Origin of the sequence: Caulobacter sp. FWC26 (genome assembly GCF_002742645.2) — a bacterium.
Taxonomy (GTDB): Bacteria; Pseudomonadota; Alphaproteobacteria; order Caulobacterales; family Caulobacteraceae; genus Caulobacter.
The window spans coordinates 1,365,065-1,384,746 of sequence record NZ_CP033875.1; the positions used below are offsets into that span (position 1 = coordinate 1,365,065).

Consider the following 19,682-nt stretch of genomic DNA (forward strand, 5'->3'; position numbering starts at 1 on the left):
AAGACCTGAACAGACGCCCCGGGATCGCTCCCGGGGCGTTTTGCTTTGTGCGCTCGCCTTGCGACTCTCGCCCGCCTTGGTCACAGTTCGCGCCGCGATCGCGAGGGGAAATCTATGCGCAAGCTTTTGTTCGGCCTGTCGGCCTTGACCTTGGCCGTGGCCAGCGCGGCGGCCGCGCAGGACCCCGGTCCCGCAGCCCCTGTTCAATACGAAGTCGCGTTCTCCAACGCCACGCACCGGGAAGCCCAGATCACCGCGATCTTCCGCAAGGTCCCCAAGGGCGCCTTGCAATTGCGGATGTCGCGGTCGTCGCCTGGCCGCTACGCAATCCATGAATTCGCCAAGAACGTCTATCGGGTCAGCGCCGTCGACGGCGCGGGCAAGCCGCTGAAGGTCGAGCGCGCCGAGCCCTACGGCTGGTCCGTTTCAGGCCACGACGGGACGGTGAAGGTCACCTACACCCTGTACGCTGATCGCGGTGACGGCACCTATTCGCAGGTCGACACGACCCACGCGCACCTGAACATGCCGGCGACCTTCCTGTGGGCGGTCGGCTATGACGACAAGCCGATCCGTGTGCGTTTCGAACGCGCCGATCCAAGCTGGAAGATCGCCACCCAGCTCCCGCCGGTGGCCGGACAGGCCGACAGCTTCTGGGCGCCCAACCTTCAGTACTTCATGGACAGCCCCACCGAGCTCAGCGCCATGACCGTGCGCGAGTGGACGGTGACCGACAAGGGGCGCGATTACACCTTCCGCCTGGCTCTGCATGATCCCGGCACGCCCGAGGACGCTGACAAGTTCGCTGAGAAGTTGAAGGCCATCGTGCCCGAGCACATCAAGGTGTTCGGCGAGCTGCCGAAGTTCGACTATGGCCAGTACACCTTTATCGCCGACTACATGCCGCAGATCACCGGCGACGGCATGGAGCATCGCAACTCCACCTTCATCAGCCAGCCGCGCTCGCTGTTCCGAGGCAATTTCAGCCAGCTGGGCACGGCCAGTCACGAGCTGTTCCACGCCTGGAACGTCGAGCGAATTCGTCCGGCCGAGCTGGAGCCGTTCGACTTCACCAAGGCCAATCCGACCCCGTCGCTATGGCTGGCCGAGGGCTTCACCCAGTACTACGGCCCGCTGCTGATCCGTCGGGCGGGGCAGTCGACCACCGACGAGTTCCTGACCGGGCTGTCCGGCACGTTGAACGGCGTGGTCAATGGACCCGGCCGGCTCTATGGTTCGCCGCAGGAGATGAGCCTGCGCGCGCCGTTCGTCGACGCCGCCGCCGCGCTGGACCCTGTTAATCCGAACATCTTCACGTCGTACTACCCCTACGGTGCGGTGATCGGTCTGGCCTTGGACCTGCAGCTGCGCGGGCGCGACAAGCCGCTCAGCCTTGATGACTTCATGAAGCAGATGTGGCGCGCCCACGGGGTGACCGAAAAGCCCTACAAGCCGGCCGACATCCGCGCCGCCCTGGCCAAGACGACGGGGGATCAGGCCTTCGCCGACGCGTTCTTCAAGGCCAGCATCGAGGGCTCGGCCCTGCCGGACTTCGCGCCGCTGCTGGAGCGGGCGGGGCTGAAGCTGCGCCAGAAGTCGCCCAAGAAGGCCTGGCTGGGAGCCGGCCGCGTCAAGGTCAGCGGAACCGACCTGCTGCTCGATGCGCCGCCCGTACCGAACAGCCCGCTCTACGGAGCCGGCGTCGAGGTCGGCGACCGGATCGTCAGCATCGGGCGCTTCGTATTCGCCAACGAGAGCGACTGGACGGACGCGTTGGACCGCCTGAAGCCGGGCGAGTCCACGACTGTGAAATTCATCCAGCGGGGCCAAAGCCGCGAGGCGCCGCTCACGGTCGCCGCCGATCCAACCTTGGAGGTGGTGCGTTTCGAGAAGGCCGATCTCAAGCCGACCGAGGCGCAGCTCGCGTTCCGAAAGGCGTGGTTGGGCGCGGAGACCGAGGCGGCGAAGTAGGGCGCGCCGGGCCAGTCCGACGGGTCTGTTACTGTATAACATTCCCACTTGTCGGGCGCGCCGAAATTGTCCAATATGTTATAACATAACATTTTGGATCTTCCCATGAGTGCTGTGTCTTCCCCGGCGGTCGCGAGGGTCGACCGCCGATTGCCGGTCACGGTCCTGTCGGGCTTTCTCGGCGCCGGCAAGACGACCCTCCTGAACCACGTCCTGGCCAACCGCGAAGGCAAGAAGGTCGCGGTGATCGTCAACGACATGAGCGAGGTCAATATCGACGCGGCCCTGGTCGCCGAGGGCGGCGCGGACCTTTCGCGCACCGACGAAGCCCTGGTCGAGATGTCGAACGGCTGCATCTGTTGCACGCTGCGCGAGGATCTGCTGAGCGAGGTGCGCCGTCTCGCCGCCGAGCGTCGTTTCGATTACCTGCTGATCGAGTCGACGGGCGTTTCCGAGCCGATGCCGGTGGCGGCCACCTTCGATTTCCGTGACGAGGCCGAGCAGAGCCTGTCGGACGTGGCCCGGCTGGACACCATGGTCACCGTGGTCGACGCCTTCAACTTCCTGCGCGACTACAGCTCGCGCGATCGGCTGGCCGATCGTGGCGAGACGGCGGGGGAGGGCGATACGCGCACGGTCGTCGACCTACTGGTCGAGCAGATCGAGTTCGCCGACGTGATCGTGCTGAACAAGACCGATCTGGTCTCGGCCGACGACCTGGGCCAACTCGAGGCGATCATCGCCACGTTCAATCCGCAGGCGCGGATCGTCCGGTCCGAGCGCGGCGCCGTAGCTCTGGACGAGGTGCTTGACACCGGCCTCTTCGATCCTGTCCGGGCCGAAGGCGCGGCGGGCTGGCAGAAGGCGCTGATGGGGGAGGTCCTGCCGGAGACGGAGGAATACGGGATCAGCCACTTCGTCTATCGGGCGTCCAAGCCCTTCCGTCCCGAGAAGCTGAAAGCCTGGCTGGAAAGCGAATGGCCCGGCGTCATTCGCTCCAAGGGTTTCGTCTGGCTGGCGACCCGGACGGATCGGGTCGGCGGCTGGAGCCAGGCGGGGGCGGTCACGCAGTTTGGTCCGCACGGCCGCTGGTGGGCCACGGCGCCTCGGGATCAGTGGCCCGACGATCCGGCCTGGCGAGCGGCGATCGAAAAGGTCTGGAAACCTGTCCATGGCGACCGCCGCCAGGAGATCGTGCTGATCGGCCAGAACATGGATCGGGCGGCTCTGACCCGCGGCTTCGATGCCTGCCTGCTGTCGGACCTGCAGTTCGGCTTTGGTCCCAAGGCCTGGGCCAAGCTCCCTGACCCGTTCGCGCCTTGGTGAAGACCGCGCCGCCCGTGGACGCCGAGGGCGTCCTCCAGGAACCGACGCCCGAGTGGGTCGCCGCGCGTTTCGGGGTCAGCCGCGAGGAAGCCGAGTGGACCCTGGTCCTCTATCGGTTCTCGATGCTGCACCCCGAAGGGCCGGAGCCCGGGCGCTTCTTCTGCGAGGCGCTTTAGCTTGCGGACGTCCCGAAGCTCGCGGAACGGGCGCGGGCGGTGCGGAACGCGCCCGTGACGCCGAAACAGATCGATGCCGCTAGCAGGACGATCGTCGTGGCCACGCTGGCCTCGGGACCAAAAGCACCGCCCGTCAGCCACCACGGCGCGCCAGCCTTGGGGGCCAAGTCGATGACGAGGCTCTGCACCGCGATCCGGCCGCCGCTGACTTCGAGGCCGAATCCGACGCCCAGAAGCCAGTTCCAGGCGGTATGCCAGGCGCAGACGCCCCACAGCGACCCTTCCTTGATCGCATAGAGGCTGATCATGACGCCAAACAGGATCAGGTTGACCAGGGCCAAGGCCAGGTCCTTCGACGGCGCGATGTTGCCGCCATGCATGACGGCGAACAGCACGCTGTTGATGACGACGGCGGCGACAAGACCGTGGCGCGAGGCGACCAGTTGCATCAGCCAGCCGCGCATCAGCAGCTCTTCGGTCCCGCCCTGGATCATGAAGCCGCCGAGCAGGGCCAGGATCGGCAGGAAGAGGATCGGCGACGGCGCGGTCCAGACGCCGCGCCCCTCGATCCGATAGCCGCCGGCGATCCAGATCAGCGCGATGACGGCGAGCAGGAAGCCACAGCCGACCAGCAGGCCGCGCATGTATCGCCGGACAAACGCGCCATTGAAGCCCAGAACCCGCGGCGTACGCCGCTCGAACAGCCAGACCCAGGCCAGCAGCAGCAGGGCGGTGAAGCCGAAGCCAGCCAGTTGGATGACGAGTGGTAGCCACTGGGTCGCGAGATCGGCCTGATGGAAGCCCATCGGCTTCAATACGGCGAAGATCGTGGCCAGTTGGCCCAGAACGAAGAAGACGATGATTAGCGGAATGGCCGCCGCCGTCCATGTGCGGCGATGCTTGGGCGCTCTAGGCCCGTAGAGTTCGACATTCTTCAAGGTGAGCCCCCGCTCGTTCGGTGTCCGCCGGTTATGGTCGGCGCCAAGGCTGCGCTCGTCGCCCAGAACGCGACGTCTGGAAACTTAATTATGTCTCATGAAGTCCCGCGCGTCCGTGCGAACGCGCGGCTTCTAGATCAAAAGCTCGATCAGAACCTGGACACGGTCGCCCGCCGTGACGCCGGCCCGACGGCGAACCTCGGCCTTCACGGGTAACAGGAAGCTCTTTGAGCGATTGTCGGGAAACACCGAGGTGTTCCAGGTAACCCCGCCGATTTGGGCTCGCACCCGAACGGAGCCGAAGCCCTCCGCCGGTCCGCTCAAGGCGCGAAGGCTCGCCGCGACTTCGCCGGGGAGGGTCGTGAAGAACCAACCGCCAGCTCCGGACGAGCGCCAGATCTCGGCTTCGAAGGTGTATTGCATGGCCCTTCCGTCCTTTCAGGGCGGAAGATGGAGGGCGGCGCGTCGAGGCTTGTCAGCATCCGACGCGCCGCCGTCCGGTTAGTCGATCTTGACGAACGGCGTTCCGCCGCTGGTCACCTTGGGCATCTCACCGTTCCACTTTTCGATGGCCAGCTGCTGCAGGACTTGCGGATTGGCGCGCAGGGCCTCGCCCTTGATGCGGATGGCCTCGGCCTCGCCCCGCGCCTTGGCGACGGCGGCGTTGGCTAGGGCGGTTTCCTTGGCTTCGAGCGCCTTGGCCGCCAAGGCTTCCTGCTCGAGCTGGGTCTTGGCCTGCATCTGCTGGATGATCGCCTGCGGGTAGCGGATCGAGCCGATCCAGTCGAGCTGGCTGATGTTGACGCCATGGCGGGCCCACTTGCCGGCCACGCGGGCATAGGCCTTCTGGATCACCATCTGGCGTCCGCCGCTGTAGAGCGTCTCGACCCCGACCTTCTCGGCCTCGGCCGCGACGGCCGAGCGGACGTCGTTGCGGATCGGGCCGTCCAGCAGCTGGTCGAACGACAGGCGGTAGGTCTGGTACAGGTTCGGGGCTGAGGCCGGATTGACCTGCAGCGTCACCGAGATGTCCGCAGTCATCGGCAGGCCGGTGTTGTCCGAGAAGGTGATTTCCTCGTTCTCGTTGCCACGCTCGTCGGCTTCGCGTGTGTAGCCATAGGTGCGCTGGATCACCGGATACTGGATGATCCGCTCGCCAACGCCGCGCAGATACCAACGGGCGGGCAGGGGCTCGGGGTCGACGCCGGCCGACGAGCCCAGGGTGCGAATCTTCACGCCGACATTGCCCGGCTCGACCGTCGAGCTCTGGGTGACGACGACGCAGGAGCTCAGCAACAGCAGCACGACGCCGACGCTGATGGCCAAGGCCTGCTTGCCCTTGCTTTGGAAAGGCGACTTGAAGGGGGGCTTATTGCTGGAGGGGATGGCGAATGGGCTCTCGGGCATGCGGGGGTCCTCGCTCTAGATTTTCCACAGATGGTAGAGCGGTAAGCGCGACCGTGCGCAAGCGGTGTCTCCCACTCGCCTCGTAATTCCGCTAGCCTGACACGATCTGCCAATTTTATCCGAAAACCGGTCACGATGAAGCTGACGCGCGCCGATCGTAAGATTCTTCAGATCCTGCAGGAAGATGGCAAGATCTCGAACGTCGAGCTAGCCGAGCGGGTGGGCCTGTCGCCCAGTCCCTGCCTGCGCCGCGTCAAGCAACTGGAGGCGTCCGGCCTGATCAGCGGCTATGTGGCCCTGCTGGACCGGCGCAAGGCCCGGCTGGATGTGCTGGCCTATGTCGAGGTGCAGGTCGATCGCCACAGCGAGGAGGCCGCGGAGGCTTTCAAGCAGGCGGTTCTGCGCGAGCCCGAGGTCGTCGGCTGCTACGCCATGACCGGGGGGTACGACTACCTGCTGCGCGTGGTGGTGCCGAGCCTGGACGCCTATGCCGATTTCACCATGAAGCGCCTCCTGAAGATGCCGGCCGTGAAGGACGTGCGCTCCTCGTTCGTGCTGGACACCATCAAGGACCAGACGGCGCTGCCCTTGGATCATCTGCACTGATGCGTGGCCAAATTTCGCATCCTGTGGCTAGTGAGATTTGATTCAGGTCATAAACTGCCAATTCTTCGGACAAGAGTGGTCACAATCGACAGGTTCTGACATCGGCTTGGCGTTAAGCTCCGCAGGCTGGTTGTCACGGCGCTTCGGCGCTGCTCGCAGGAGGTCGCATGTCTGCTTATTCGGTGTTCGCCGGGCTGAAGCCCCAGGCCCCGGACGCGCTGCTGTCGTTGATCGGCCTCTATCGCCGCGACCCGCGTCCCGAGAAGATCGACCTGGGGGTCGGGGTGTTTCGTGACGACGCCGGCGCCACCCCGGTTCTGGCCTCGGTCAAGGCGGCCGAGCGCCTGCTGCTCGAAGGCCAGTCTACCAAGGCCTATCTCGGCCCCGAGGGCGACATCGGCTATCTCGACCTGCTCAAGCCGATCATCTTCGGCGACCGGATCGACCACGAGATGTTCGCCGTGCAGACGCCTGGCGGCACCGGCGCCATCCGTCTGGCGTGCGAGCTGCTCAAGGCGGCCAAGCCGGACCTGCGGATGTTCATCGGCGTCCCGACCTGGCCCAACCACACCCAGATTCTCGACCAGCTGGGGATCGAGACCGTCGCCTTCCGTCACTACGACCAGCGCGCCCAGCGGCTGGCTTTCGACGAGATGATGGCCACGTTGGAGACGGCGCGGGCCGGCGACGCGGTGCTGCTGCACGGCTGTTGCCACAACCCGTCGGGCGCCGATTACAGCCTGGACCAGTGGGCGGCGATCGCCGAGCTGGTGGCGCGCAAGGGGCTGACCCCGCTGATCGATCTCGCCTACCAGGGCCTGGGTCTGGGTCTGGAGCCCGACGCGGCAGGCATGCGCCTTGTTCTGGCGGCCGCCGAGGACGGTCTTCTGGCCTATTCCTGCGACAAGAATTTCGGTCTCTACCGCGAGCGTGTCGGCGCGCTCTACACGCTGACGCGCGACGCCGAGACACTGGACATCACCGCCAGCAACATCCGCGCCCTGGCCCGCACCAACTGGTCGATGCCGCCGGATCACGGCGCGGCGACTGTGCGGGTGATCCTTGAGTCCGAGGCCCTGACCGCGCTCTGGCGCGACGAGCTGGAGGCGATGCGCGCGCGGGTCGCGGGGCTGCGTCAGGGTCTGGCCAAGGCGAGCCCGGTGCTGGCTCCGCTGGCCGGCCAGCACGGCCTGTTCGCCCTGCTACCGCTGTCGCCGGCCCAGGTCGCCGCGCTGCGCGAGCGCCACGGCGTCTACATGGCCGGCTCGGGCCGTATCAATCTGGCGGGCCTGACCCCCGACACCATCGATGTTTTCGCGCGGGCCTTCGGGGCCTGTCTGCAAGGAGAACCCGCATGACCCTCGTCACCGAACAGAACCCCCTGGGCCTCGACGGCTTCGAGTTCGTCGAGTTCACCAGCCCCGATCCGGCGGCCATGAAGGCCCTGATCGAGCAGCTGGGCTTCGTCGCCGCCAGCACTCATCCGACCAAGGCCGCGACCCGCTACAAGCAGGGCCGGGTCAACCTGATCGTCAACGAGGAGGCGACCGGCCAGGTCGCCGACTTCCGCGCCGCGCATGGCCCGTCGGCCAACGGCATGGCCTTCCGCGTCGAGAACGCCGAGCAAGCCTATGCCGACGCGATCAAGCGCGGCGCCAAGGCCGCCGACGCCTCGCGGTCTCTGCTGGGTTCGGACGCCAAGGTGCTGGAAGGCATCGGCGGCAGCTTGCTCTATCTCGTCGACCGCTACGGCGATGCGGGCACGATCTACGACGCCTGGGATCAGGTTCCCGGCGCCGCTGAAGCAGAAGCCGCCAACAACGTCGGCCTGGATCTGCTCGACCACCTGACCCACAACGTCAAGCGTGGCCAGATGCGGACGTGGTCGACCTTCTACAACCAGATCTTCGGCTTCGAAGAGCAGAAGTACTTCGACATCAAGGGCCAGGCGACCGGCCTGTTCAGCCAGGCGATGATCGCGCCCGACAAGGCCATCCGCATCCCTCTGAACGAGAGCCAGGACGACAAGAGCCAGATCGAGGAGTTCATCCGCCAGTACAACGGCGAGGGCATCCAGCACCTGGCGATGACGACGGACAACATCTACGAGACCGTCGAGAAGCTGCGCGCGCGCGGCGTGAAGCTGCAGGACACCATCGAGACCTATTACGAGCTGGTCGACAAGCGCGTGCCCGGCCACGGCGAGGACCTGGAGCGCCTGCGCAAGAACCGCATCCTGATCGACGGCGCCGTCGGCGAGGAGGGCCTGCTGCTGCAGATCTTCACCGAGAACCTGTTTGGTCCGATCTTCTTCGAGATCATCCAGCGCAAGGGCAACGAAGGCTTCGGCAACGGCAACTTCCAGGCCCTGTTCGAGAGCATCGAGCTGGACCAGATCCGTCGTGGGGTGATCACGGTCGACGCCTGAGGATGCGGCCTCAAAATACCCTTCGGCGTCATCCCGGCCGAAGCGTAGCGTAGAGCCGGGACCCAGGGGCGGCGCGCACAGCGTTCCGTGACCCCTGGGTCCCGGATCGCCCTTTTCAGGGCGTCCGGGATGACACGGGAAAAGTGCTGAACAAGGCACGGGAACGCACATGGACCTCCGCTACCAAACCGGCTTCGGCTCCTATTTCGAAACCGAGGCGCATCCCGGCGCTCTGCCGATCGGGCGCAACTCGCCGCAGAAGGTTCCGTTCGGCCTCTATGCCGAGCAGCTGTCGGGCTCGGCCTTCACCGCGCCGCGTCATGAAAACCGCCGCACCTGGCTCTATCGCCTGCGGCCCAGCGCCGGCCATGGGGCCTACCAGCCCTATGCGCAGGACAAGCTGGTCTCGGCCTTTCCCGGTCCCGCCACGCCCAACCGCCTGCGCTGGAGCCCGCTGGAGATCCCCGCCGCGCCGACCGACTTCGTCGACGGCCTGGTGAGCCTGGCCGGCAACGCCGACGCCGCCACCCTGGGCGGGATCGCCGCGCACGTCTATCTGGCCAACGCCTCGATGAAGAAGCGGGCGTTCTACAACGCCGACGGCGAGATGCTGATCGTGCCGCAGATGGGCGAGCTGACCCTGGTCACCGAGATGGGCGTGCTCAAGGCCGGCCCCGGCCACATCGCGGTGATCCCGCGCGGCGTGCGCTTCCGGGTCGAGGTCGAGGGCCCCTCGCGCGGCTATGTCTGCGAGAACTACGGGGCGGCCTTCCGCCTCCCGGAACTGGGCCCCATCGGCGCCAACGGCCTGGCCAATCCGCGTGACTTCGAAGCGCCAGTGGCGGCCTTCGAGGACATCGACGCGCCTACTGAAGTGATCCAGAAGTTCCAGGGCGCGCTGTGGGCCGCGATCTGGGATCACAGCCCGCTGGACGTGGTGGCCTGGCACGGCAACCTGACGCCGTACCGCTATGATCTGTCGCGCTTCAACACGATCAACACGGTCAGCTACGACCACCCCGATCCATCGATCTTCACGGTCCTGACCTCGCCCAGCGACACGCCCGGGACGGCCAACTGCGACTTCGTGATCTTCCCGCCGCGCTGGATGGTGGCCGAGGACACGTTCCGGCCGCCGTGGTTCCACCGCAACGTGATGAGCGAGTTCATGGGCCTGATCCACGGCGCCTATGACGCTAAGGAGGGCGGCTTCGTGCCCGGCGGCGCGTCTCTGCACAACTGCATGAGCGACCACGGCCCCGACGTGGCCAGCCACAAGAAGGCGACCGAGGCGGTCCTGGCCCCGCACAAGATCGACGGGACCATGGCCTTCATGTTCGAGAGCCGCTGGGTGTTCCGCCCGACGGCCCTGGCCCTGGAATCTGCGGCGCTGCAACCCGACTATGACGCCTGCTGGACCGGCTTCCCCAAGGCCCGCCTGTCCTGATCCAAATCCTGTATGCGATCTCCCGTAAGGACGCGCGCCGGCCTCGAACCGGCTTGCGCGCGGTCCGGCGATGTGGGGGGATGGCTGAAAATCCAAAGTCCCGGAGGAAAACCGAATGAAGCTCGCGTCTCTCAAGGGTGGTCGCGACGGCCGTCTGGTGGTGGTCTCCAACGACCTGGCCTGGTTCACTGACGCCGGGACGATCGCGCCGACCCTGCAGGCTGCGCTCGACAACTGGGAGCGCTGCGGGCCCATGCTGGCGGGTCTGGCCGAGAGCCTCGAGCACGGTTCCGTGCCCAAGGAACGCTTCCACGAGCACGAGGCGCTGAGCCCGCTGCCGCGCGCCTATCAGTGGGTGGACGGCTCGGCCTACGTGAACCACGTGCAGCTGGTGCGCAAAGCGCGCGGCGCCGAGATGCCCGACAGCTTCTGGACAGACCCTCTGATGTATCAGGGCGCGTCGGACGGTTTCCTGGCCCCGCGTGATCCGATCCCGCTGGCCGACGCCAGCTGGGGCTGTGACCTGGAGGGGGAGGTGGCGGTCATCGTCGACGACGTGCCGCTGGGCGCGACCCGCGAGGAGGCCCTGGCCGCCATCCGCCTGGTGATGCTCTGCAATGATGTCTCGCTGCGCAACCTGATCCCGGGCGAGTTGGCCAAGGGCTTCGGCTTCGTGCAGTCCAAGCCCGCCAGCGCCTTTTCGCCGGTCGCAGTGTCGCCCGACGCGCTGGGCGAGGCTTGGAAGGACGGCAAGCTGCACGGCGCGCTCTTGATCGAGCTGGACGGCAAGGACTTCGGCCGCGCCGACGCCGGGGTCGACATGACCTTCGACTTCGGCACGCTGGTGGCTCACGCGGCCAAGACCCGTCCGCTGTGCGCCGGCACCATCGTCGGCTCGGGCACGGTCAGCAACCGCGACGCCGACGGCGGCCCCGGCAAGCCGGTCAGCGAAGGGGGGCTCGGCTATTCGTGCCTGGCCGAGGTTCGCACGGTCGAGACCATCCTGCATGGCGCGCCCAAGACGCCGTTCCTGCTGGGCGGTGACACGATCCGCATCGAGATGAAGGACGCCAAGGGCCACTCGATCTTCGGGGCCATCGAGCAGACGGTCGAGCGGATTTGACGGACGAGACGGCGCCCGTCGCAGCTGGACGGATTTGGGAAACGCGGGCCGGGATCAATCTTGGCCCGCTGGATCTGATCCCCGACGGCGGCGCGCGAAACTATGTGCTGCAGATCGGCGAGGCGCGCTTCCACGGCTTTGTGGTGCGCCGGGGCGAGGCGGTGTTCGGCTATGTCGACCGCTGCCCCCACGCCGGCCTGCCGTTGGCTCAGGAACTGGACCGTTACCTGACGCCGGACGGCGACCTGATCGCCTGCTCCTGGCACGGGGCGGTGTTTAGCGTTGAGGACGGCGCTTGCGTGGGCGGGCCCTGCGTCGGCGCTCGGCTCAAGCCCTGGCCGGTCGAACTAAGAGACGGGCGGGTGGTGACGGCCTAATCGTCGCCTTCAGGCCCGTCGCCCATACGCCAGCCTCCGCCTAAGGCCTGATATAGGGCGATCACGTTCAGCAGCCTTGCCTCCCGTACCTGAGTGACGGTCAAATCGGCTGCAAAAAGGCCGCGTTGAGCATCGAGCGGTTCAAGATAGGCGGCGTATCCCGCCTCGAAACGTCTTTGCGCGTGGGCGAGGGCCTTGGCGTTCGCATCGCGTTGCCTTTGCGTCGCGATTTCTTGGGCGGCCAACTGGTCCAACCCTTCCAGCGCGCTCTCCACCTCGCCGAAAGCAGTTAGCGCGGCCTTGCGATAGGCGAATGCGGCCTGGTCCCGGCGCGCCGCCGCGCCGTCCGCCTGGGCGCGCAGGCGACCGGCGTCGAACAGAGGCGCCAGGACGCTGCCCCCGACGCTCCAGACGGTGAGCGGATCGAGGTGACGCACGAACAACTCGCCCGCGGCGGCCGAGAGACGGACCTGGGGCAGGAAGGCGGCGCGCGCTGAAGCCAGGCTCGCGTCCGACGCGGCCAAAGTCGCCTCGGCCTGGGCGAGGTCTGGGCGACGTCGGAGCAGCGTCGATGGCAGCGGCGCACGAGGTGTCGGCACGGTCAGAGCGGCGAGCTCCCCTCGCGCCACCGGCCCACTGTTGCGTCCAAGAAGGATATTGAGGGCTGTCTCTTGCCGACTGATCGCCAGCGCGAGCGCCGGCGCGCGTTGCGCCGCCGCCTCGAGTTCGGCTAGCGCCTGTTGGCGCTCAAGGTCAGCCGTCTGACCCACGCGCGCCCGGTGGTCGGCGCGGGCGGCGGCCTCCCGCCGAGAAGCCAGGGCCGCCTCGGCGGTGGCGCGCTGAGCGTCTAGGGACAGCAGGCTCACATAGGCTCTGGCCACGGCGCCGGCGATCGAAAGGCGGGCGGCGTCTCGCGCGTATATGTTGGCCTGAAGGCTGGCGCGTGCCGCGCGATCGGCCTCGCGAATTCGACCCCAGAGATCGGCCTCATAGGCGACCTGGATCTGCGGCTGAGCAACGGTTGTGGTGCGCGGTGTTCCGAACGGGCTAAGTTCTCGGCTCTTCTGCGCGCCCAGGGAGAGGTTGATCGAAGGGGCCAGGGCCGATTGCGCCTGTTGGCGCAGCGCCTCGGCCTCGCGCACGCGCGCTTCGGCTATGGCAAGGTCGGTATTGTTGGCGAGGGCGACCGCGATCAGGTTGGCCAGATGTTCGTCGCCGAATGAACGCCAAACGTCGGTCACCGAGGTCTCGGTTTCCACCGTGGCTGGCGCTCGCCACGCCGTCGGCGCCTGAACTGTGGCGGCGGGCGGGGGACTAGAGCCTGGCGGCGTCGCGCAAGCCGCTAGAATGGGGAGGCTGGCGAAGGCCAGGATCATGCGCCGCATCAGCGCGCTCCCGCTTTGGCCGTGTCGACCTCGACCTGGACCGACATTCCAGGGCGCAGCCGTTCCAGGTCGCGCTGGCCGGCGTCCAGCAGAATCCGCACCGGCAGACGTTGGGCGATCTTGGTGAAGTTGCCCGTCGCATTCTGCGGCGGCAGCAGGCTGAACTCCGATCCCGTCGCCGGCGAAATCGACTCCACTCGGCCGGTGAACGCTTGGTCGCCCAAGGCGTCGACCGTAACGCGAGCGATCTGGCCAGGGCGCATCCGCCCGGACTGGCGTTCCTTGTAGTTGGCGATCACCCAACGTTGCGGCGGCACCAGCGCCACCAACTGGCTGCCAGCGGTGACGTACTGTCCGAGCCGCACGCCGACCTGGCCCAACTGACCGTCTGTCGGCGCCACCACGCGGGTGTTGGCCAGATCGATTTCGGCGAGCCGGACGGCGGCTTGGGCGCCGGCCACGGCCGCCTCCAGACCCTGCCGCGAAACGCTGACGGATCGCACATCCTGACGCGCGATCTCGCCCGCCGCCTGGGCCGAGACCAGCGTCGCCTCAGCGGCTCTGAGGCTCGCACGCGCCTGATCTCGCTCGCGCTGAGAAACCGAGCCATCGCCGACCAGCTGATCCATGCGCGCAAGGTCGGCCCGCGCCCGTTCCACTTGAGCGCTCGCCGAGCGGATGTCGGCAAGTCTGGCTTGAACGGCGGCGTCACGCGAAGCGCGCGCCTGGGCGGCGTTGGCCAGATCGGCCTGACGCGCCGCGAGCGTGGCGCGCGCTTGTTCGAGGCGCTGGATGTAGAGCCGCTGATCGATCTCGAACAGGGATTGGCCGGCGCGAACGGTCTCGAAGTCTCTGGCCATCACCTTGACGACGTAGCCGCTCGACTGAGGTGCGATGACGGTCACCTGGCCGCGCACATAGGCATTGTCGGTGCGCTGCACCGATCCGGCGAACGGCGGAAGCTTCCAGAGGAACAGGATCAGCAAGATCAGCGCGACCGCGCCGAGGACTGTCAGGCCCAAGGCGCGCCGGCTTGGAGGCGCTGGCCTTGCTGAGGATGCGCTGGCGGTCGCCCGGTCTTCGGGTTGAGGTGTGGCGGACGGATCGGAAGATGAGGCGTCGGTCATGGGGTCTCTGCGGTGGCGAGCGGAGCTGCGGGCGGCGCGTCGGCGGCGCTGCGGGTGCGGAGGGCGAGTCGGACAAACAGGAAGCCGGCGTAGGCGAACTGGAGAAGAGCGATCACGCCGATGACGAGGAAAACGTCGTTGAAGGCGAGGATATTGGCCTGCTGGGTGACCTGTTGTCCGAGTAGCGCGGTCGCGTCGATCGTGCGCAAGGCGGGGTCCGCCTGGGTGGAGGCGTAGACGCCGCCATAGCTCTGCAAGGTCGCCGCGATATTGGGGTCTGTGGCGGTCAATCGCTCGGCCAAGGCCACGGCGTGATGTTGCGCACGGACGGTCTGAAGCGTGCCAAGCAGAGCCGCACCACCCAGGCCGCCGAGATTCTGGGCGACGCCGAACATCACCGAGAAGGTGATGATCGAGCCGAGGCCCCGGCTCAGCAACTGACCGATGCCGAACATGAATGAAGGTCCCAGGAACATGGCGGCTGCGAAGGCCAGCAAGGCCTGGCTCACAAAAAGGTTGGCGGGTCCGATCTGTGGCGTGGCGCGGGCGTCGAGAAACGCGCCTGCGGCGATGAGCAGGATCGAGAGGAGAAATTGCGGGGCCAGGGTCTTGGTGTTCAGCGTAGCAGCGCTGATCACGACGCCTGCGGCCGTCGCCGCCAGCACGACCATGTAGAGCAGGCGTTGTTGTTCCGGAGCAAAGCCCAGGGCCTGCATCAGGCCGGCCGCGCCGACGCTCTGTTCGGACAGGATGACGCGAACCAGGGCGATGTTGAAGGCGAAGCGCAGGAAAGTCCCCGTCGCCACCCAGCGCGTGTCGATCAGCGGATGGGCCCGATGATGCTCTATCAAGGCTCCTGCGGCCAGAAGCACGACGGCGCCGACAAGGCTCCAACCCAGCCACGGCGCCTCGAACCACCACACAATCCGGCCGAGCCCCAAGACGGCGACGATCAGGCCGAGCCCCGCGCCCAGCAGTCCGAAGGAGAGGATGTCGGTCGACTCGAAGACGTGGATGCGCGCGCCTTGCGGCAGCCGAAACAGCACGACGGCGGCCAGGCTGGCCAGCGCCAGGCAGGCTTCCAGCGCGTAGAGGCCTTGCCAATAGGCGGCGTCCAGCAGATCAGGCGAGATCACGCGCGCCAGAGGGCCTCCCAGCTGCGAGACGCCGACGCCGAGCACCAGGGCGCCGATCCGGAACGAGGCCGGGAACGCCTGCAACATGTAGAACATCGCCAGGGCGCTCAGCGCTGCGGCGCCGACACCGCTGATCGCGCGGAGGAACAGCGCCATCGGGTAGGTGTCCAGGCTCAGATGAGCGAAGGCGGCCACCGTATAGAGGGCCAGGAACACCAGGGTGAAGCGTCGAATGCCGAACTGCTGGCGATACTTCACCAGCAGCAGGTTCATCGAGATGTTGGTCATGATGTAGACTGTCGTCAGCCAGGCCCCTTGCGTCGGGGTCAGGCCTAGCGCGCCCTGAATGGCCGGCAGATTCACCTGCACCAAGGCCGAGCCCAGGGATCCGGTGACGCCGATCAGCAGGGCGATCAGGCCATGGATAAGCCGGAAGGTGCGCGGAAAGTCCGGCGTTGACGGGGAGCCCGGGAGAAAGGGGCGCTCGTGGGGCAGCCAGTCCGGCGTTTCTCCAATGGGCTGGCCATGGGTGGGCATGCGCAAGGGCTCAGGTTCGGCGGGCGCTCATGCGTCCTCGTACGGTGCAGGGAGCGATTTTGTACGGTGAAGGTTCCCAACGCTTTGCGCGATGTTCGTTGGCCATGCCCCAGACAAAAGAACGGCCGCCTTCCAGGAGAAGAAGGCGGCCGAGTCATTGGGAGGAAACGCCCGAAAGGGCTGTGTTTCCTATAGCGAGGTCCGTTCGGCTTGACAACGTTGTCACGAAAATAATTTCGCCGAACGGTGAAATTGGTGGCGACGGGGCGAGCCTACTTCTTCTTGGCGGCCTGGACTTCGATCTCGACCAGCATGCCGTCAGCGACCAGGGCGCTGATCTGGCTGGTGATCCGGGCGGGCTTGTTGGGCTGGGCGGCGGTGCCGAAATAGGTCTTGTAGCCCTCCATCATACCCATGAAGTCCATCTTGCCGTCCTTGGCCGGGTCGCCGACCAGCAGCACGCGCATCATGACGACATCGGCCATGGTGGCGCCCTGGCTCTTCAGGGCGGCTTCGATGCGGCCCAGAACGCCCAGGGTCTGGGTCTTGGTGTCGCCGAACTTGGCCACGCCGGTAGCCTTGTCGTCGATGACTGGCGGGGTCATGCCGCTGACATAGATCATGTCGTAGCCGGCCGGTACGGTGACGACGCTGGCGATAGCCGACTTGGGATCGCCGCCACGGACGATGTCCTGGGCGTGGGCGGCGCCGGCGAGGGCGCAGAGGCCGGCGGCGAGGGCGACGAGGCGTTTCATGAGTATTCTCCCTTGGAAATTGAAGGATCAGTGAGCCTGGAGCCCGCGCGAGGCGGTCTTGGCGCCGCCGCGCGCCGCGGCGATCTGCTTGGGCGCCAAGGCCGGCGCCTTGTTGCCCCACGACGAGCGGACATAGGTCAGGATGGCCGCCAGATCGGCGTCGGACAGGTCGTCCTTGAACGCCGGCATGCCCGCGCGGCCATTCAGCACGGTGGAGGCGACGATCTTGGGATCTCCCTGGACGAGGGGCGATCCGGCCAGGGCGGGGAAGGCGCCCTTGACGCCCTTGCCGGTGACCTGGTGGCAGGCCGAGCAGTTGTCCATGTACAGCGACTTGCCATCAGCAGCGGCCACGGCCGGCGCGACGAGGCCGGCGATCAGACAAAGCGCTGCGAGACGGGGGGCGGCGAGGCGGTAAACGACGGTCATGCGGTTCCTCGGGACTCGGGGTGTTTCAGGCCTGCTGCACGCGGGCGTGGATCTTCGCGATCTGAGCCCAGGCCGACTCGATGGCGCCGGCCTGCCAGCCACCAAGGTAGCTGAGGTGCTCGCCAGCGAGATAGAGCCGCCCGTCGGGCTCGCACAGCAGCGGATAGGCGCTCTTGCGCCCCGCCTCGCCCCATTCGGCCCAGCCGCCCAGATTGTGCTCGGCCAGGTGCCAGCTGAAGGAAAAGGCGTTGTCGAAGTTTTCGGCGTATTCTGGGAAGATTTTCTGGCCCGCCGCCACGGCGAAGGCGGCGCGGTCGGCCGGGCTCTTGGCGCTGATCCGCGCCGCTTCGCCGCCAAACGCGTAGTAACCCAGCAGCACGCCCTTCTGGCCCTGCCAGCCATAGGAGGGTAGGGAGATCGAGTTGATCCCGGCCAGGTCGGTATAGATATGGCCGCCGTAGATGTGGTGCTTGTCTTCCCAGAAGCGGCTCTTCATCTGGATGCCGATCTTGTTGACCGGGGCGTAGGCCACACCGCCCATCGCCGCCTTGAACGGGGCGGAGGCGTCGAGGTCGATCTGCTTGAGCACGCTCAGCGGAATGGTGCAGACGCAGTAGTCGGCGGTGACTTCGCCTGGCTTGCCATCGGCGCCCTTGAACGCGACGGTGACCCCGGTCGGCGACTGTCGGATCTTTTCGACCACTGTGGAGTAGCGGATCATCGGCCCGACCTGCTTTTCGAAGGCCTTGGCGATCCGGTCCATGCCGCCGATCGGCTGCAGCATGGTGCGCTGCTGCTCGAAGCCGGTGACCGAGCTCAGCACCTTCCAGGCGTTGCTGTCGAGGACGTCCTTGAAGGCGAAGGGCGGTAGTTCTTCGCCTGGCGTCATCCCCGCGCCTGGATGCACGGAGAAGCCGCGGCCCTCTGTGCCCTTGTAGGCGAGGTCCTTGGACAGGCGGCCTTCGTTGACGAGGTAGGCGACAAAGCGCTCGCGATCCAGGCCTGACAGCGGGGCGTCCAGGGCTCCCAGGCTGGCGGCCTTGGCCACCAGTTCAGCGGTGTAGCCGCGAATGTCAGCGGCGACCTCGCCCTTGCGGATGGGCTTGCCGTTCAGCGGGCCCTTGCCCTTCTCGAAATAGATATAGGCCGCGTCATTGTCGTTGACAAAGCTCTCCAGCGGCACGCCGAATTGCTTGGTGTAGTGCAGGGTCGAGCGGTGGTGATACGGGATCCGCCAGGCGCCGTGATTGATGTACTGGCCCTCGTCGAAGTCGCAGGTCTGTTGGTTGCCCATCAGATCGGTGTGCTTGAAGCCCTTGCGCGCGGTCTGGCAGCGGCCGCCAGCGAAGTCGCGGGCCTCTAGGATCTGAACCTGATAGCCCGCCTTGGACAGTTCGTAGGCGGCGGTCATCCCCGCCAGGCCCGCGCCCAGGATCACGACCTTGGTGTTCTTGGCCCCGCCGCTCAGGGCAGGCGGCGTCTCGGCCGCCGAAGCCTGTGAAAAGCCCAGCGCCTCCATGCCCGACAGCACCAGAGACGTGCCGCCAATGGCGGCCAAGCTTTCAAAGAACCGGCGGCGCGTCAGTACGCCGCCGCCCGAAGACGCGTCCAAACCACTCATCAAATCCCGCCCTTGTGTCTTGGGCCGGCGCCCCCTCGCGTCCGGCCACGGTCGCCGACGGGCTAGCCGCGCCGGACAGGGAGCATCTCGAAATCAGCCGCCCCCGCGCGCAATCCATTTTGGCGGCGCCCCCGGCCTCACCGCCGATAAGCCTCGCCATTGGGCGCCGCGCACCCAGGCCTGAGCGATCGATGAGCGTGTGGCATAAAGGACGGTGCGGACGAAGGAATCGGCTTCTCAGCGTCAGGTTGTCGCCGTGAAGGAGTGCTGATGACGATCCCCCATTCAAACCTTCGCCTTCGCTTGGCGCTGGCTGACGACATGCCCGTGCTCTCGGCCTTGATGGATCGGGCGATCGGCGAGCTGCTGCGCGACTTCCTACCGCCCGAGGGCGTGGCCGCCTCGTACGAGATCATGGGTCTGGACACACAGCTGATCGCCGACGGCACCTATTTCGTCGTCGAAGACGCGGGCGAGATCGCCGGCTGCGGCGGCTGGAGCCGGCGCGCCACGCTGTTCGGCGGCGACCACTCGGCGGGACGCGACGCGGCGCTTCTGGACCCGAAGACCGACGCCGCGCGGGTCCGCGCGATGTACACGCACCCCGACCACACCCGAAAGGGCGTGGGCCGGATCATTCTCGACGCCTGCGAGGCCGCCGCCCGCGCCGAGGGCTTCAGCCGCGTCGAGATGGCCGCCACCATGGGCGGCGTGCCGCTCTATCGGGCGTGCGGTTATCACGACATCGAGCCTTTCGAGGCCGTGACGTCGACGGGCTATCGCGTGCCGCTGATCCGGATGGGGAAGGGGCTTTAGCGCCCAAAGCGTACAGCCAAATAGCAGAAGGGCCGGGGTGTTCCCCGGCCCTTCGCATGTTGAAGTCTGGGCGAGCG

19 protein-coding genes are annotated in these 19,682 nt (G+C 66.8%); 10 read left to right on the forward strand and 9 right to left on the reverse strand.

What is annotated here, in order from left to right; translation table 11 throughout:
• Nucleotides 1–114 precede the first annotated feature (114 nt).
• The 3 genes from CSW63_RS07990 (at nt 115) to CSW63_RS08000 (ending at nt 3,473) form a co-directional block, all read left to right on the forward strand.
• Nucleotides 115–1,971 (forward strand): M61 family metallopeptidase, encoded by a 1,857-nt coding sequence (locus CSW63_RS07990; RefSeq protein WP_062093727.1) that lies wholly within the window; start codon nt 115–117, stop codon nt 1,969–1,971.
• A 105-nt stretch (nt 1,972–2,076) separates the two neighbouring features.
• Nucleotides 2,077–3,297, forward strand: coding sequence for a zinc metallochaperone GTPase ZigA (gene zigA / locus CSW63_RS07995; protein ID WP_062093728.1), 1,221 nt, complete (start codon nt 2,077–2,079; stop codon nt 3,295–3,297).
• Nucleotides 3,294–3,473 (forward strand): hypothetical protein, encoded by a 180-nt coding sequence (locus CSW63_RS08000; RefSeq protein ID WP_168193580.1) that lies wholly within the window; start codon nt 3,294–3,296, stop codon nt 3,471–3,473. Before zigA ends, CSW63_RS08000 begins: the two co-directional genes overlap by 4 nt.
• Here CSW63_RS08000 and CSW63_RS08005 read toward each other — a convergent pair.
• The 3 genes from CSW63_RS08005 to CSW63_RS08015 form a co-directional block, all read right to left on the reverse strand.
• The gene (locus CSW63_RS08005; RefSeq protein ID WP_062093730.1) at nt 3,470–4,411 is read right to left on the reverse strand and encodes a CPBP family intramembrane glutamic endopeptidase; all 942 of its coding nucleotides are present in this window, start codon (nt 4,409–4,411) and stop codon (nt 3,470–3,472) included. The genes CSW63_RS08000 and CSW63_RS08005 overlap by 4 nt on opposite strands.
• 132 nt (nt 4,412–4,543) lie before the next feature.
• A complete protein-coding gene (locus CSW63_RS08010) occupies nt 4,544–4,834 on the reverse strand; it encodes a DUF1905 domain-containing protein (protein ID WP_062093731.1) in 291 nt (96 codons plus the stop codon).
• A 78-nt stretch (nt 4,835–4,912) separates the two neighbouring features.
• Nucleotides 4,913–5,818 (reverse strand): SPFH domain-containing protein, encoded by a 906-nt coding sequence (locus CSW63_RS08015; protein WP_062093732.1) that lies wholly within the window; start codon nt 5,816–5,818, stop codon nt 4,913–4,915.
• 135 nt (nt 5,819–5,953) lie between these two features.
• Between CSW63_RS08015 and CSW63_RS08020 the strand changes: the two genes are divergently transcribed.
• The 6 genes from CSW63_RS08020 (at nt 5,954) to CSW63_RS08045 (ending at nt 11,799) form a co-directional block, all read left to right on the forward strand.
• Nucleotides 5,954–6,424: an Lrp/AsnC family transcriptional regulator gene (locus CSW63_RS08020; protein WP_062093733.1), complete on the forward strand. Its 471-nt coding sequence runs from the start codon at nt 5,954–5,956 to the stop codon at nt 6,422–6,424.
• A gap of 167 nt (nt 6,425–6,591) precedes the next feature.
• Nucleotides 6,592–7,782, forward strand: coding sequence for an amino acid aminotransferase (locus CSW63_RS08025; protein ID WP_062093734.1), 1,191 nt, complete (start codon nt 6,592–6,594; stop codon nt 7,780–7,782).
• Nucleotides 7,779–8,852, forward strand: a complete 1,074-nt coding sequence (gene hppD, locus CSW63_RS08030; protein ID WP_062093735.1) for a 4-hydroxyphenylpyruvate dioxygenase — start codon at nt 7,779–7,781, stop codon at nt 8,850–8,852. The genes CSW63_RS08025 and hppD overlap by 4 nt, the downstream gene beginning before the upstream one ends.
• Nucleotides 8,853–9,021: 169 nt before the next feature.
• Nucleotides 9,022–10,299 (forward strand): homogentisate 1,2-dioxygenase, encoded by a 1,278-nt coding sequence (gene hmgA, locus CSW63_RS08035; protein WP_062093736.1) that lies wholly within the window; start codon nt 9,022–9,024, stop codon nt 10,297–10,299.
• Between the two features lie 115 nt (nt 10,300–10,414).
• Nucleotides 10,415–11,422 (forward strand): fumarylacetoacetate hydrolase family protein, encoded by a 1,008-nt coding sequence (locus tag CSW63_RS08040; RefSeq protein ID WP_062093737.1) that lies wholly within the window; start codon nt 10,415–10,417, stop codon nt 11,420–11,422.
• Entirely contained in the window at nt 11,419–11,799 is a 381-nt protein-coding gene (locus tag CSW63_RS08045; protein ID WP_062093738.1) for a Rieske (2Fe-2S) protein, read from the forward strand. Before CSW63_RS08040 ends, CSW63_RS08045 begins: the two co-directional genes overlap by 4 nt.
• On the opposite strand, the gene CSW63_RS08050 is transcribed toward CSW63_RS08045, so the two are convergent.
• The 6 genes from CSW63_RS08050 to CSW63_RS08075 form a co-directional block, all read right to left on the reverse strand.
• Nucleotides 11,796–13,184 (reverse strand): efflux transporter outer membrane subunit, encoded by a 1,389-nt coding sequence (locus tag CSW63_RS08050; RefSeq protein WP_171012820.1) that lies wholly within the window; start codon nt 13,182–13,184, stop codon nt 11,796–11,798. The genes CSW63_RS08045 and CSW63_RS08050 overlap by 4 nt on opposite strands.
• Nucleotides 13,184–14,206 (reverse strand): HlyD family secretion protein, encoded by a 1,023-nt coding sequence (locus tag CSW63_RS08055; RefSeq protein ID WP_231737287.1) that lies wholly within the window; start codon nt 14,204–14,206, stop codon nt 13,184–13,186. Before CSW63_RS08055 ends, CSW63_RS08050 begins: the two co-directional genes overlap by 1 nt.
• 101 nt (nt 14,207–14,307) lie before the next feature.
• Nucleotides 14,308–15,984 (reverse strand): MFS transporter, encoded by a 1,677-nt coding sequence (locus CSW63_RS08060; RefSeq protein ID WP_062093740.1) that lies wholly within the window; start codon nt 15,982–15,984, stop codon nt 14,308–14,310.
• 272 nt (nt 15,985–16,256) lie between these two features.
• On the reverse strand, nt 16,257–16,739 hold the full coding sequence (locus tag CSW63_RS08065) for a RidA family protein (protein ID WP_062093741.1): 483 nt from the start codon (nt 16,737–16,739) through the stop codon (nt 16,257–16,259).
• Nucleotides 16,740–16,766: 27 nt separating this feature from the next.
• Complete coding sequence (locus CSW63_RS08070) at nt 16,767–17,168, reverse strand: cytochrome c (RefSeq protein ID WP_062093742.1); 402 nt, start codon at nt 17,166–17,168, stop codon at nt 16,767–16,769.
• Between the two features lie 25 nt (nt 17,169–17,193).
• Nucleotides 17,194–18,789, reverse strand: a complete 1,596-nt coding sequence (locus tag CSW63_RS08075; protein WP_099503835.1) for a flavin monoamine oxidase family protein — start codon at nt 18,787–18,789, stop codon at nt 17,194–17,196.
• A 270-nt stretch (nt 18,790–19,059) separates the two neighbouring features.
• Here CSW63_RS08075 and CSW63_RS08080 point away from each other — a divergent pair, with 270 nt between their 5' ends.
• Nucleotides 19,060–19,605, forward strand: coding sequence for a GNAT family N-acetyltransferase (locus CSW63_RS08080; RefSeq protein ID WP_062093744.1), 546 nt, complete (start codon nt 19,060–19,062; stop codon nt 19,603–19,605).
• Nucleotides 19,606–19,682 lie beyond the last annotated feature (77 nt).